Genomic DNA, 12,105 nt, shown 5'->3' with positions numbered 1-12,105 from the left:
GGATCATGAACGGTCATGAATGTGAACAGAGTTCATGAGTAGGACCGTGCGAGCGTAGGACCAGCCCATACCTGTGGCAATGGTCCGGACAGCATTCATGTACGGAGATGGCGAATCCCCAGCTGAAACTCACCCGTCGAGGAGAACTCCCCTACGAAGACGCCAAGTCGTAGGCGTACGACGGGCTGAACGTCCCGGGGCTCCCCTTGCAGCCGTCCGACTCCCCCGGGAGCTTCACCCACAGGTAGCCGTCGATGCGGGCCTCGCCGGTGCCGAGCGTCGGGGTGCGGCCGATCTTGCGGCCCGCCGGGTCACACCACTCGCCGTCGTTCGGGGCGCCGTTGCCGTTGCGGCTGGTGTCGATGACGGCACCCAGGCTCGCGGGGCCGCCCAGGGCGGCGAGGACCTGTCGGTCGTAGGCGACCTCGGCCGACGTGGTGTGGAAGTTGGAGACGTTGCTGAAGACACCGTCGGAGGAGGCCGCCGAGGCGGCGCCCGCCTGGCGGAGCAGGTCGGCCTGTTTGCCGGCGGGGTTCCAGCCGGAGTGGCCGGCGTCGAAGTAGACCCGCGCCTTCGGGTCCGCCGCCTTCAGGACGCGGCCGGCGCGGGCCAACGAGGCGAAACGGTCGGCCCGTTGGCCGACGCCGAGGCAGTCGGCCTGGGCTATGGAGTCCGGCTCCAGGACGACGATGACCTCGTCGGAGCCGAGCCCCCGTGCGAAGGCGTCGATCCACGCGTCGTACGCGGCGAGGTCGGGAGCCCCGCCCTCCGAGGCGCCGCCGCAGTCGCGGTCCGGAATCGCGTACGCCACGAGGACCGGCACCCGGTCCTGCCCCGCGGCGCCCGAGGTGACCGCGCGGACCCGGGCGGCGATGGTGTCCGGCGCGTAGTCGGCGAACCACACCGCCGCCGGCCGGTCGGCGATGCGCGACTCGATGACCGACGCGCGCGGGTCCGACGGATTGGCGCGCACCCAGTCCAGGACCTGGGAGTCGGGATGACGGTAGAGGCCTTCAGCCACGGGGGTGATCGGCTGCTTCTTCGCCTTCTTCGGGGAGGGACTTGCCGACGGGCTCGCCTTCCTGGGCGAGGGGGAGGCCGAGGTGCCGGACGTCGAAGGGGACGGCACCACCGGCAGGCGCTCCAGCCTCGGCGAGCTGGTCACCCCGGGTCCGGCCTCGTTCGCGCCGCGTCCGTTGCCGAAGGCGGTCAGCATGCCGGTCGCGGTGCCGACGGCGACCACGACGGAGGCCGCCGCGACCATCGCGGAACGCCGGGTCGCGCGGCGGCGCTCAGCCCTGCGCGCGGGCAGCCGCTGGGCACGCAAGCCAGACACGGTGGTGTGCCCCCTCCCCCACAGCAGGTGCGTTCCCCCGTTCTGGGGAAGCGTCGGGCCCGCCGGCACTTCGGTCAGCGTATGACTGGGACCCTTCCCCCATGGCGCAATTGGAACAGATCACCACACCTGTGGACGCCGTCGTCTCCCGTATGCGCGCCCTGGACTCGGCTCTCCCTGACCGGGACGGGATCGCGGTCTTCAACCGCGTCTACCTCGCCGTCACGGAGGCGGTCGACCGGCGGATCGACGCCGGGGCGTTCACCGACGCGCGGGCCGCGATCACGCTGGACGTGCGGTTCGCGGAGCGGTACTTGGCGGCCGTGGAGGCGACGACGGACGAGCGGCGCCCGCCTGCCTGTTGGCGGCCGCTGTTCCAGCTCCGCCGTCATCCCGGCGTACGACCACTCCAGTTCGCCCTCGCGGGCATCAATGCGCACATCGGCCACGATCTGGCGCTCGCCGTGGTGGACACGTGTCGTAGGCTCGACTGCGAACCCGCCGAGGTGGAGGACGAGTTCGACCGCGTGGGTGATCTCCTCGTCTCGCTGGAGGAGCGCATCCGCGAAGATCTGATGCCGGGCCCCGACCTCTTCCAGATCGCCGACCCGCTCACCCATCTCCTCGGTTCGTGGAGTCTGGACCGCGCCCGGGACGCCACCTGGACGGCGGCGCGGGCCCTGTGGGCGCTGCGTGGACTGCCCGATGTGGCCGAGGAGTTCACCGAGCGGCTGGACGCGGCGGTGGGCTTCGCGGGACGCATGATGCTCACGCCGCTGCCGGACTGATCGAGTCAACTCGCGCGAGGACGTTGTACGTTCGGCGGCAGCGCCCCTCCGGCGAAGGCGAACGCGAAGGAGCACAGGGCATGGCGACCGCTCTCGGACTCGGCCTCCCGCAGATGCGCTGGTACGACATCGGAAGGGACGTACCCGACGTGGCGCGGGCCGCCGAGCGGATCGGCTTCGAGAGCCTGTGGGTGTACGAGCGCGCCCTGTTCCCCGAGCCCGCCACCCAGGGTCTGTACGGCATGGAGGGCGTGCCCTGGCCCGACAACTACCGCGGCGTGGCCGAGCCGCTGGTCACCCTCACGCTCGCCGCCGCTGCCACCGAGCGGGCCCGCCTGGGCACCAGCGTGCTGGTCGCACCCCTGCACGTGCCCTTCCAACTGGCCAAGGCGCTCGCCTCGTTGGACGCGGCGAGCGGCGGCCGGGTGGTCGCGGGCCTCGGCACGGGCTGGTCCCACGACGAGTACGCGGCCGCGTCGGTACGGCCGTTCGCGGAGCGCGGCCAGGTCCTGGACGAGCTGATCGAGGTGTGCCGGGCCGTGTGGGGCCCCGACCCGGTGTCGTACGAGGGCCGGTTGACGAAGATCGCGTCGGCGGTGGTCGGCCCCAAGCCCGCCCGGCCCATCCCGATCCTCCTGGCGGCCGGCAACGAGAAGGCCCGGCGCCGGCTGGTCGACCACGCGGACGGCTGGATGCCGGTGGGCATCGGCGCCGAGGCGGTCGCCGCGCAGTGGCGCGCGCTGCGGGAACTGGCCGCCGAGCGCGGACGCACCGAGCCGATCCGGACCGTGCTGCGCACCAACCCGCGCTACACCGCCGAGGCCCACGCCGGCGCCGACCGCCGCCCCTTCCACGGCAGCGTCGACCAGATCGTCGAGGACCTCGCCGCGCACGCCGAGATCGGCCTCGACGAGATCCTCGTGGACCTGCAGAGCGGCACCCGGGACGCCCAGGAACTCAAGGACGTCGCCTCGGAGGTGTACGAGAAGGCGCGGGCGGCCGGGGTCTGAACTCCCGTCGGCGCTACAGACGTTCGGCTCAGTCCTCCGGCAGCTCGACCGGCGCGATCTCGTCGTACACGTCGCCGGGTCCCGGGTTGGTCCCGTCGGTCTCGCCGCCGAAGTGGTGCATGACGCCCCACACCGCGTTCAGTGCGGTCTGGATCGCGCCCTCGGCCCAGCCGGCCGTCCAGGAGATGTCGTCACCTGCGAGGAAGATGCCCCGCTTGTCCTCGGGCAGCCGGTCCTGCATGAAGTGCGTGAACAGGCGCCGCTGGTAGCGGTAGTGGCCGGGCAGGTTGGCCTTGAAGGCGCCCATGAAATAGGGCTCGTTCTCCCAGGACACGGTCACCGGGTTGCCGATGACGTGCTTCCTGATGTCGACCTTCGGATAGATCTCGCCGAGCGACTTCAGCATGACCTCCATCCGCTCGTTCGCGGACAGCGGCAGCCACTTGAGGCTGTCGTCGCACCAGGTGTACGAGAGGCAGATGACGGCGGGCCTGTCCGGACCGTCGTCCAGGAGGTAAGTCCCGCGCGTCATACGGTCGGTGAGGGTCATCGACATGACGTCCCGGCCGGTCTCCTCGTCCTTGTCGAGCCAGAAGGGCCGGTCGACGGGCACGAAGAGCTTGCTCGATTCCATGTAGTGGGTGCGCTCGATCGCCGTCCAGTGGTCGATCGGGAAGAGCGAGTCGTCGCAGGCGATCTTGGAGAGCAGCATCCAGGACTGGGCGGTGAAGATCGCCGTCCGGTAGGTGCGGATGTCGCCGTTCGCGTCCGTCACCGTGATCCGGTTGCCGGCGGTGCGGTGCAGCCGGGTCACGGCGGGGCGGGGCTCGCCGCCCACGTGCAGGGACGCCAGCGAGGTGCCGTAGGGCCAGTGCACGATCTTCTGCGGCTCGCGTTCCCAGAGCCTGACCGGCAGTTGCTGGGAACCGCCCACGATGCCGCGATGGTGGTCGTCGGCCTCGGTGTAGACGACGCGCAGGATCTCCAGGATGGAGTTGGGGAAGTCGGTGTCCCAGCCGCCCGTACCGAAGCCGACCTGGCCGAAGATCTCGCGGTGCCGGAAGGACTTGAAGGCCTCGGAGTCGCAGAGGAAGCCGTAGAAGGTCTGGTTGTCGAGCCGTTCGACCAGCTTCGCCCAGATCTCGCGGATGCGCGGCACGTCCCGCTCGCGCAGGGCGCGGTTCATGTCGGAGAAGTCGGCGCCCTCTTCGAGGCACTTGTTCCAGGCCTCGGCGACATCGCGGTAGACCTGCGGCAGGTCGGCGACCGTCTCGGCGTAGTGCGACTCGCCCTTGAGATCGACGACGGTCGAAGGGGTCGCCTCCGCAAGGGGGTTGGGGAACGGCCGGGTCTCCAGTCCCACCAGGTCGATGTAGTGCTGGAGTGCGGTGGAGGAGGGCGGGAAGCGCATCGCCCCCATCTCGGCGGTCAGTTCCTCGGTGCCGGGGCCGTCGAAGCCGACGGTGCGCAGCCGGCCGCCGATCCGGTCGGCCTCGTAGACGACCGGCTTCAGGCCCATCTTCATCAGCTCGTACGCGGCCACGATGCCGGAAAGGCCGCCGCCGATGACCGCGACCTCGGTGCCGTGCTCGGTCGCCGGTATCTGGCCGAGGCCGGCCGGGTGGGCGAGGAAGTCGTCGTACGCGTAGGGGAAGTCCGGGCCGAACATGGTGATCGGCGGCTGCTGCTCGTCGGCGTGCTCGACGGCGTTGGGCACCGTGGACGTCATGGGGTAGGGACTCCTTGCGCGAAAAAACTGAAGGTGAGGAAAGGACGGGAGAGGGAGAGGGAGAGGGCCTGCGTGTCAGGCGAGGGACCCGTAGAGGCCGGGGCGGCGGTCCTTCAGATACGGGTTCGCCTCACGGTAGGCCGCGAGGAGGGCCGGGTCGACGTCGCCGAACAGGAGTTCCTCGCCGCGGCCGGCCCGCGTGCGGGCGACCCCGTCGGGCCCGGCCAGCGCGGAGAGGCCGAAGAAGTCGAACTCCCCTTCCCGGCCGATCCGGTTGATGTACGCCACGTACATCTGGTTCTCCCAGGCCCGCACCGGGACCAGGGACTCGGCGACGAACTGGAACGGGTGCATGTTCGCCGTCGGGACGAGCAGCAGGTCGGTGCCGGCGAGGGCGTGGGCGCGGACGGGCTCCGGGAACTCGACGTCGTAGCAGATCATCAGCCCGACGCTCAGACCGTCCAACTCGGCCTGCACGACCGGCTGTTCGCCAGGTGTGAAGTGGTCGCGCTCGAAGCAGCCGAAGAGGTGGGTCTTGCGGTAGTTGGCGAGACGGTCGCCGGTGGCGGAGATCAGCTGGGCGGAGTTGAAGACGCTCTCGCCGTCCCGCTCGGGGTAGCCGTAGGCGATCGCGAGGCCGTGCCGGGTGGTGATCTCGGCGATCGCGTCGGCCGAGTCCCCGTCGGCGGGCTCGGCGAGGCGGCCGACGTCGTCGCCGATCGCGTACCCGGTGAGGAACATCTCCGGCGCGGTGAGCAGCCCCGCCCCCGCGGCGGCGGCCCGGCCCGCGGCCTCGTCGAGGACCTTGAGGTTCTCGACGATCGAGCCGGGGCGGCCGGAGCTCTGGAGCAGGGCGGTGCGCATGTGGGTTCCTCGCCGGTACGAAAAGGGTGAAGCGCCACCTATGGGGGGCCAGATAGACGGTACGGGCGCGGGCGACGGCCCGACAAGGAGGAGCCGTTGCGCGCCGGTGAGCGGTTCGTTGCGTTGGCCACCCGTCCGGCGGCGATTCGTTGCGCGACCTCGGGCGTACCCCCGGTCCTCCTTGAGGCGCAGGTCACAGACGGTTCCCCGCCGGACGGCGGAGGCGGGGTGCCTCCTCGGGCGCGATGTGGCGGCGGGGCGCCGCCGACAGAGTGGTGACCGTCCGCTTCACCTGCAGAAAGGTCCGTCATGCAGCGTCGTACGAAGGTCGCCGTGCTCGGGGTCGTGCTCCTGCTCACCGTCGGTCTGACGGGTTCCGCCGTGGCGGCGGGATCCGCCGCGGCCTCGGGCGTCGAGGACAGGCCGCAGCGCGAGGCCGCCGCCCTCACCGGCACCGCGAAGCTCTACCGCTCGCTCGGCGACGACATCACCTTCTCCTTCGACGCCCACCTCGCGGCGAAGGACACCGCCGACCCGATGCAGGCCACCGGAACCTTCGAGTGGAGCCACTATCTGAACGGCGACGGCGCCTGGGCGAAGGCCAAGGTCGACTGCCTGGTCACCGGCGGCAAGGTGGCCGTCGTCTCCGGCGTCGTCACCGACACGAACCTCCCCGACGCCAAGGGCACCCGGGTCGGCGTCACGGTCCACGATCTCGGCCACCGCGACCGGCTCGGCTACAGCTGGGCCACGACCGAGGACCTGGGCCCCAAGGACCTGCCCAAGTGCGTGAGTTCGGCGCCCTTCGAGAAGGTGAAGCAGGGCACCGGCGACTTCACGGTCGTGCCCTGGCAGCCGGACTTCTAGACGCGGACCGCCGATTCCGGCCTTCCGGACCCGGCCCGCCCACTTCCTAGATCTCCCGCAACCGCTCGACGATCTCCCGCAGCAACTCGGGGTCCGTGGCCGGTACCACCGTGGACGCGGGCCGAGGAGGATCGATCCGTACGAGACCGGCCTCGGCCAGATCGCCGAGCAGGACGCGTACGACGGTGAGCGGCAGGTCGGCGTCCGCGGCGAGCTCCACGACGGGCCGCGGGCCGCGGTGGAGCAGGACCAGCAGGCACGCGCCCACGTGGTCGAGGCCGGGTGCCGTGCCGACCGGGGGCAGGCCGGTGACCTGCGACATGAGGTCGATGTGATGTCGGTCGGAGGGGCGGGTGCGGCCCCGGGTGACGGTGTAGGGGCGCACCAGCGCCCCGGTCTCGTCCTCGTACCAGTGCTCGTCTCTCACCGTCGGGTCACGGGCCGGCCGGGGCCTCGGCCGACCGTACGGCGGCGGCCAGGTGCCGGCCCACGCGACGGACCAGCAGGCCCATCTCGTGGGCGAGTTGACCGACGTCCGTCTGGGCCTCGCTCAGCACGGCCAGCCGGCTGCCGTCGCCGGCCGGGGTGATGAAGAGGTAGGCGTCGTCGAGCATCACCATGGTCTGCCGGATCTCCCCCGCCCCGAACCGCTCCCCCGCCGAACCGGCCAGTCCGTGGAAGCCGGCGCAGATCGCGGCGAGGTGTTCGATGTCCCGGCCGCGCATGCCGTCCGAGGCGCTGAGGGGCAGGCCGTCGGCGGTGAGCAGCACGGCCTGGCGGACCTGGCCGGTCCGGGCGACGAGGTCGTCGAGCAGCCAGCCGAGGCCGGTGCCCGGGGTGTCGGCGGGGGTGGCGAGGATGGAGGCGGGTTGAGGGCTCCGGTCACGGGGCATCGGCGGGGTCCTTGCCTTTCTCGTTGTCGGTTCGCCACGTGGGGTCGGAGTCCAGGGGCAAGCCTCTGCGGCCTCGGGCGAGACCCCGTTGGAAGGCCCCGAAGACGGCGCGCATCTCCTCGGGGTTCTCCTCGCGCGGGGCCGCGAGGGCCACGCGGGGAGACCGAGTCGTGCCGTCCTCGCCCTCAGCCAACACCCCTTCGGGCAACAGCACCAGCGCCGTCGTCCCGCCGTACGGCGACGGGCCGAGCGTGACGCCGATGCCGTGCCGGGCGGCGAGGCGGCCGACGACGTAGAGCCCGAGGCGGTCGTGGCGGGTGGGGTCGAACCCGTCCGGGTCGGTGAGCGTGCGGTGTGCCGCGGCGAGTTGGCCGGCGTCGAGGCCGGGGCCCCGGTCATCGATCTCCAGGACGAACCCGGCGTCGGCACGCCGGGTGCGCAGGGTGACGCGGCTGCGGGGCGGCGAGAACACGGTGGCGTTCTCGACGAGTTCGGCGAGGAGGTGGACGACATCGGCGACGGCGTCCGCGTCGACGCCGACCCGCGGCAGCGGCGGGAGCTCCACGCGCGCGTACTCCTCGATCTCACCCACCGCGGAGGCGACGACGTCGGCGAGCGGCACCGGGCGCCGCCAACGCCTGCCCGGCGCCGCGCCGGAGAGGATGATCAGACCCTCGGCGTGGCGCCGCATCCGGGTGGTGAGGTGGTCGATGCGGAAGAGCTGGTCGAGGATGGCGGGGTCGTCGGTGCGTCGCTCCAGGGTGTCGACGAGCTTCAACTGCCGGTGCACGAGCGCCTGGTTGCGCCGGGCGATGGTGACCAGCACGGCGGACAGCCCACGACGCAGGGCGGCCTGCCGGACGGCGGCCTCCACGGCCGCGAGGCGGGCCGCGTTGAAGGACCGCCCCACGTCACCGATCTCGTCGGCACCCGCCTCCCCGTCCGCGAGCGGCGGCGCCTCGGCCACCGCGTCCACGTCCTCACCGGCACTCAACCTCGCCATCACGTCCGGCAGTTGACGTGCGGTCAGCAGGTCGGCGGCGTCCCGCAGCGTCTCCAGCCGCCGCGAGATACGCCGTGCACCCCGCACCGCGAACCACAGCGACAGCGCTACGGCGGCCAGCCCCAGCACGCCCACGGCGACGGCCTTGGCCAGCTCCCGGTAGGCGAACTCCCGTGCCCGCCCAGCCGAGTTCTCGGCGGACGTCGTACACAACTGCATGTACCGCTCGACCGCGCTGTCGGTCGTCGTGCGCCAGGAGTCGGCCGCGACGGCCTCACCCGCCCCGTCGGCACCGGCCCGCAGCAGGGCGTCCTCGCTGCGCACCAACTCCCGGTGCAGCTGGCCGCGTTGGAAGCGCGTGAACAGCGCCCGCGAGTCGGCCGGCAGGTCGGGGACATACGTCCGCTCGAAGACGCGCCGGTCCTCGACGGTCGCCGTGAGCGTGTCGTACTGCCGGTCGGTGAGGCTCCCGGCGGCCCGCGCCCCGGCCACCAGCGCGTCCTCCCGCGACACGAACTCCCGTACCCGCACCAGCTCGACGACGACCTGCGCCTCCCGCGCGAGCTGCCCGGCCTGCAGTGCGGTGAGCGTCGACTGGACGTCGAAGCCCGGCTCCACGAGGGCGCTGTACCCGGTCACCGCGCGGTCCCACGAGATGTCCCGGGACAGCACCCGCTCCCGCAGCGGCTCCAGCCCGCCGACCGCCGTGACCATGGCGTCGAGCGCCTGTCGCTGCCGCGCGGAGAGCCGGTCGCGGTCACCGTCCCGTGCCGCGTCGCGCAGGGCGCTCACGGCACGGTCGGTGCGACGCTGCTGCTCCATCAGGTCGACGACAGTCGCCTCACGCCGCCGCGTGCCCAAGTACGCGGCGGCGAGGCGCCGTTCGATCTGGATCTGCCCGATCGCCGTGTCGACGGGGGTGCCGAAATCCTCGTACACCCCCTGGACCCGAACGAGCGCGCGCAGTCCTCCGGTGACCGACACCATCGCGAAGGTCCACAGCACCATCAGGGCGAGCGCGGGGGCGAGCGCGAGCGCCACGATTCGGGCGCGGACCGTCGTGGGACGGCCGGTGGGCCGGCGCATGCTCTCCCCTGGGCAGGTACTCGCTAGTGCTGTCGAGAGAGGTTACCGGCTGGTTCTACTCGCCGGTAGTGAAACGTCTCACAAGCTACGGGACCGTCCGCCGGGACCGCGCCCGTCGACCGACCGCCAGCGCCGACGCCGTCACCAGATACGGCAGCGCGAACAGTGCGAAGGCGGTTCCGTTGGAGGCGCGCGTGGCGATCGTCGCGTATCCGGCGTAGACGCCGACCGTGCCCAGTTCGGTGCCCAGACTCGCGACCGAGGTCAGCGTGGCCCGGCCGGCGTCGTCGTCGATGCGCTGCTGGAGCCGGACGTCGGCCAGCACGGTCGCCAGTTGGAAACCGACGAAGGCCAGTGCCACCAGGCCGAGGCCGACCGTCGTCCGGGTCAACGCCCCCGCGGCCAGTGCGATCCCGGCGCCCGCGAGCACCGCCGCGAAGCCCGCCGTACCCAGGCGCTCAAAGGGACCGGCGAGCAGACTCCCGGCCGTGGCCCCCGTCCAGATCACCAACAACACATATGGCACCGCCGTCTCCGCCACGCCGGTGTCGCGCACCAGCAGGGGGGTGTACTCGTCGAGCGCACCCCAGACGGCACCCACCGCGGGGATCAGCAGCAGCGCCCCGCGCAGTGACCGGTCCTTGCGGACCTCGGCGAGCCCGGAACGCAGGGTCGCTGCCCAACTCCCGCCTCCGGAGCCAGAAATGGCCCGATGCTCGGGGAACCGCGTCGCCGTCGCCGCGGTCGCGACGCAGGCCAGCACGCTCGCCGCGCCGACGGCCGGGTAGCCGCCCCACGCGAACACCGGCCCGGCGAGCCCCATCGACGCCATCACCGCGACCAGGCCCGCCGCCCGGGCCCGGCCCATGATGCGGGCGTACCGGTCGGCCGCGCCGAGCCGCTCCAGTTCCTCGTACACGAGCGCCTCCAGCGCGCCGGAACCCAGCGCTCCGCGCGCGCCCCACAGCACGAAGCCGAGGGCGAAGGCCCAGTACGAGGGGACGAGCACCCACAGCGCGAAGCCGGCCGCGGTGAGCAGCGGACCGAGCCACAGCAGCAGCTTCCGGGAGACGGCGTCGGCCCAGGCGCCCGAGGGCACCTCCAGGAACACGCCGGTGAGCGACCAGAGGGCGAAGAGGGACGAGATCTGCCAGACGGACAGTCCGGTGTCGCTGAACAGCAGCGCGTACACCGGGTAGAGCAGGACGAAGTCGTCCAGGAACGCATAGCCGTACAGCGTGGCCGTGAGCCGGCGGACGCCGCTACCGACGGACACACGCGCAGGTGAGAGTGTCATGAGGCCTTCCCGCAAGGACGGATCGGATGCCGGGGGTACGGCGTCCGAGGCGGTCCTCGGGAGGCACGGCTGGTGGATCAATGTCGCCAGGTCATGTCACCGATGGTAGACACGCCGGGCGGATCCGTCCGGGGATTACGTCGGCGGACAGGTCGGGGACTACGTCAGCAGACAGGCCTGGGACTACGTGGGCGAGCCCGACGAGAAGCGGCGCAGCAGCGGTGACAGCACCAGCACCGACTTGGTGCGCTCGACGAACGGCTCCCCGGCGATCCGTTCCAGGACCCGCTCGAAGTGCCGCATGTCGGAGGCGAAGACCTGCACGACGGCGTCCGCGTCGCCGGTGACGGTCGAGGCGGCCACGACCTCCTGGTAGCGCTCCAGGCCCCGCTGGATGGTCTCCGGCGAGGTGTTGGGCCGACAGTAGATCTCGACGAACCCCTCGGTCTCCCAGCCCAGCGCCGCCGGGTCCACCCGCACGGTGAAACCGGTGATGGCGCCGGTGGCCCGCAGCCGGTCCACGCGCCGCTTCACGGCGGGCGCCGACAGGCCGATCAGCTGCCCGATGTCCGCGTAGGAGCGACGGGCGTCCTCGGCGAGGGCGTGCACGATGCGTTCGTCGAGATCGTTCAGCACAGTGGGTTGGTCACTTCTCGGGTGGCGCGGTTCGGGAGCGGCGATGGCCGTATACGAAGTAGAACACGCCCTCGGCGGCCCTTCGAACTCCGCGGGCCACCCGGCTCAGCGCCCGTCCGGCTCCCCCGCGAGGGCCCGCGCCGCGGCCGCGTCGTCCGCGTCGAACCCCATCTGCCCGGGCCGCCCGTGCGCCGCCTCCTGCACGTCGATCCACCGCGTGTGCGCCTCCCACGCGGCCTGCTTGCTGGTGCCGAGCGCGGCCCCGATCTGCGACCAGGAGGCCCCGGCCTCCCGAGCCGCCCGAACCGTCAACTGCCGCCCGTACGCGGCCTTCTGGGCCACGACCTCGCTCAGTGCGAGCAGTTCGAGCAACTCGGCCCGTTCGAGATCCTCGGGCCCCAGGGACTCGCGGATACGCAGGTCGTCGAGGCGGGCGACGGCGGTGAGGAGCGTGTGTTGCGGCTCGATGCTCTGCGGTGTCGTCATGACCCCACGATTGCGTCAAGCAGACTTGACGTCAAGAGGGCTTGACGCGCCATCTCCGAGTCCGCGCCCCAACCCCGTCCCCGCCGTCCCCGGACACACCGATGGCCCCC

Annotated in this window: 12 protein-coding genes; 3 read left to right on the top strand and 9 right to left on the bottom strand. The window is 71.9% G+C overall.

The genetic code is table 11. From position 1 onward, the window contains the following. Positions 1-151: 151 nt before the first annotated feature. Positions 152-1,264, bottom strand: coding sequence for a glycoside hydrolase family 6 protein (locus tag M2283_RS22450; protein WP_280878207.1), 1,113 nt, complete (start codon positions 1,262-1,264; stop codon positions 152-154). Between the two features lie 173 nt (positions 1,265-1,437). On the opposite strand from M2283_RS22450, the gene M2283_RS22445 reads away from it, so the two are divergent. Beyond that, entirely contained in the window at positions 1,438-2,124 is a 687-nt protein-coding gene (locus M2283_RS22445) for a DUF5995 family protein (protein ID WP_280878112.1), read from the top strand. Between the two features lie 80 nt (positions 2,125-2,204). Beyond that, a complete protein-coding gene (locus M2283_RS22440) occupies positions 2,205-3,134 on the top strand; it encodes an LLM class F420-dependent oxidoreductase (RefSeq protein ID WP_280878111.1) in 930 nt (309 codons plus the stop codon). A gap of 28 nt (positions 3,135-3,162) precedes the next feature. Here M2283_RS22440 and M2283_RS22435 read toward each other — a convergent pair whose 3' ends face one another. Both M2283_RS22435 and M2283_RS22430 read right to left on the bottom strand, forming a co-directional pair. Then, on the bottom strand, positions 3,163-4,863 hold the full coding sequence (locus M2283_RS22435) for a flavin monoamine oxidase family protein (protein WP_280878110.1): 1,701 nt from the start codon (positions 4,861-4,863) through the stop codon (positions 3,163-3,165). A gap of 75 nt (positions 4,864-4,938) precedes the next feature. Continuing rightward, positions 4,939-5,727 carry a carbon-nitrogen hydrolase family protein gene (locus M2283_RS22430; protein WP_280878109.1) on the bottom strand — a complete coding sequence of 263 codons (789 nt, stop codon included), beginning with the start codon at positions 5,725-5,727 and terminating at the stop codon, positions 4,939-4,941. 309 nt (positions 5,728-6,036) lie between these two features. Between M2283_RS22430 and M2283_RS22425 the strand changes: the two genes are divergently transcribed. Continuing rightward, a complete protein-coding gene (locus M2283_RS22425; RefSeq protein ID WP_280878108.1) occupies positions 6,037-6,594 on the top strand; it encodes a Repetin in 558 nt (185 codons plus the stop codon). 46 nt (positions 6,595-6,640) lie between these two features. Here M2283_RS22425 and M2283_RS22420 read toward each other — a convergent pair whose 3' ends face one another. The 6 genes from M2283_RS22420 to M2283_RS22395 form a co-directional block, all read right to left on the bottom strand. Then, positions 6,641-7,021 carry a DUF742 domain-containing protein gene (locus M2283_RS22420; RefSeq protein ID WP_280878107.1) on the bottom strand — a complete coding sequence of 127 codons (381 nt, stop codon included), beginning with the start codon at positions 7,019-7,021 and terminating at the stop codon, positions 6,641-6,643. Between the two features lie 7 nt (positions 7,022-7,028). Next, the gene (locus tag M2283_RS22415; protein WP_280878106.1) at positions 7,029-7,487 is read right to left on the bottom strand and encodes a roadblock/LC7 domain-containing protein; all 459 of its coding nucleotides are present in this window, start codon (positions 7,485-7,487) and stop codon (positions 7,029-7,031) included. Continuing rightward, positions 7,477-9,576 (bottom strand): sensor histidine kinase, encoded by a 2,100-nt coding sequence (locus tag M2283_RS22410; RefSeq protein WP_280878105.1) that lies wholly within the window; start codon positions 9,574-9,576, stop codon positions 7,477-7,479. Before M2283_RS22410 ends, M2283_RS22415 begins: the two co-directional genes overlap by 11 nt. Positions 9,577-9,661: 85 nt before the next feature. After that, positions 9,662-10,873, bottom strand: a complete 1,212-nt coding sequence (locus tag M2283_RS22405) for an MFS transporter (protein ID WP_280878104.1) — start codon at positions 10,871-10,873, stop codon at positions 9,662-9,664. A gap of 183 nt (positions 10,874-11,056) precedes the next feature. Further along, positions 11,057-11,509 (bottom strand): Lrp/AsnC family transcriptional regulator, encoded by a 453-nt coding sequence (locus M2283_RS22400; protein WP_280878103.1) that lies wholly within the window; start codon positions 11,507-11,509, stop codon positions 11,057-11,059. Between the two features lie 105 nt (positions 11,510-11,614). Then, on the bottom strand, positions 11,615-11,995 hold the full coding sequence (locus tag M2283_RS22395; protein ID WP_280878102.1) for a hypothetical protein: 381 nt from the start codon (positions 11,993-11,995) through the stop codon (positions 11,615-11,617). Positions 11,996-12,105 lie beyond the last annotated feature (110 nt).

It is taken from the genome of Streptomyces pseudovenezuelae (assembly GCF_029892565.1).
Taxonomy (GTDB): Bacteria; Actinomycetota; Actinomycetes; order Streptomycetales; family Streptomycetaceae; genus Streptomyces; species Streptomyces pseudovenezuelae_A.
This window is presented reverse-complemented; position numbering and strand designations above follow the sequence as displayed.

What these genes read in the sequence shown, in the direction of transcription:
- M2283_RS22445 (WP_280878112.1), top strand. Translation starts at nt 1,438, where the DNA reads ATGGCGCAATTGGAACAGATCACCACACCTGTGGACGCCGTCGTCTCC.
- M2283_RS22430 (WP_280878109.1), bottom strand. Translation starts at nt 5,727, where the DNA reads ATGCGCACCGCCCTGCTCCAGAGCTCCGGCCGCCCCGGCTCGATCGTC.
- M2283_RS22435 (WP_280878110.1), bottom strand. Translation starts at nt 4,863, where the DNA reads ATGACGTCCACGGTGCCCAACGCCGTCGAGCACGCCGACGAGCAGCAG.
- M2283_RS22405 (WP_280878104.1), bottom strand. Translation starts at nt 10,873, where the DNA reads ATGACACTCTCACCTGCGCGTGTGTCCGTCGGTAGCGGCGTCCGCCGG.
- M2283_RS22395 (WP_280878102.1), bottom strand. Translation starts at nt 11,995, where the DNA reads ATGACGACACCGCAGAGCATCGAGCCGCAACACACGCTCCTCACCGCC.
- M2283_RS22450 (WP_280878207.1), bottom strand. Translation starts at nt 1,264, where the DNA reads ATGGTCGCGGCGGCCTCCGTCGTGGTCGCCGTCGGCACCGCGACCGGC.
- M2283_RS22410 (WP_280878105.1), bottom strand. Translation starts at nt 9,576, where the DNA reads ATGCGCCGGCCCACCGGCCGTCCCACGACGGTCCGCGCCCGAATCGTG.
- M2283_RS22425 (WP_280878108.1), top strand. Translation starts at nt 6,037, where the DNA reads ATGCAGCGTCGTACGAAGGTCGCCGTGCTCGGGGTCGTGCTCCTGCTC.
- M2283_RS22440 (WP_280878111.1), top strand. Translation starts at nt 2,205, where the DNA reads ATGGCGACCGCTCTCGGACTCGGCCTCCCGCAGATGCGCTGGTACGAC.
- M2283_RS22415 (WP_280878106.1), bottom strand. Translation starts at nt 7,487, where the DNA reads ATGCCCCGTGACCGGAGCCCTCAACCCGCCTCCATCCTCGCCACCCCC.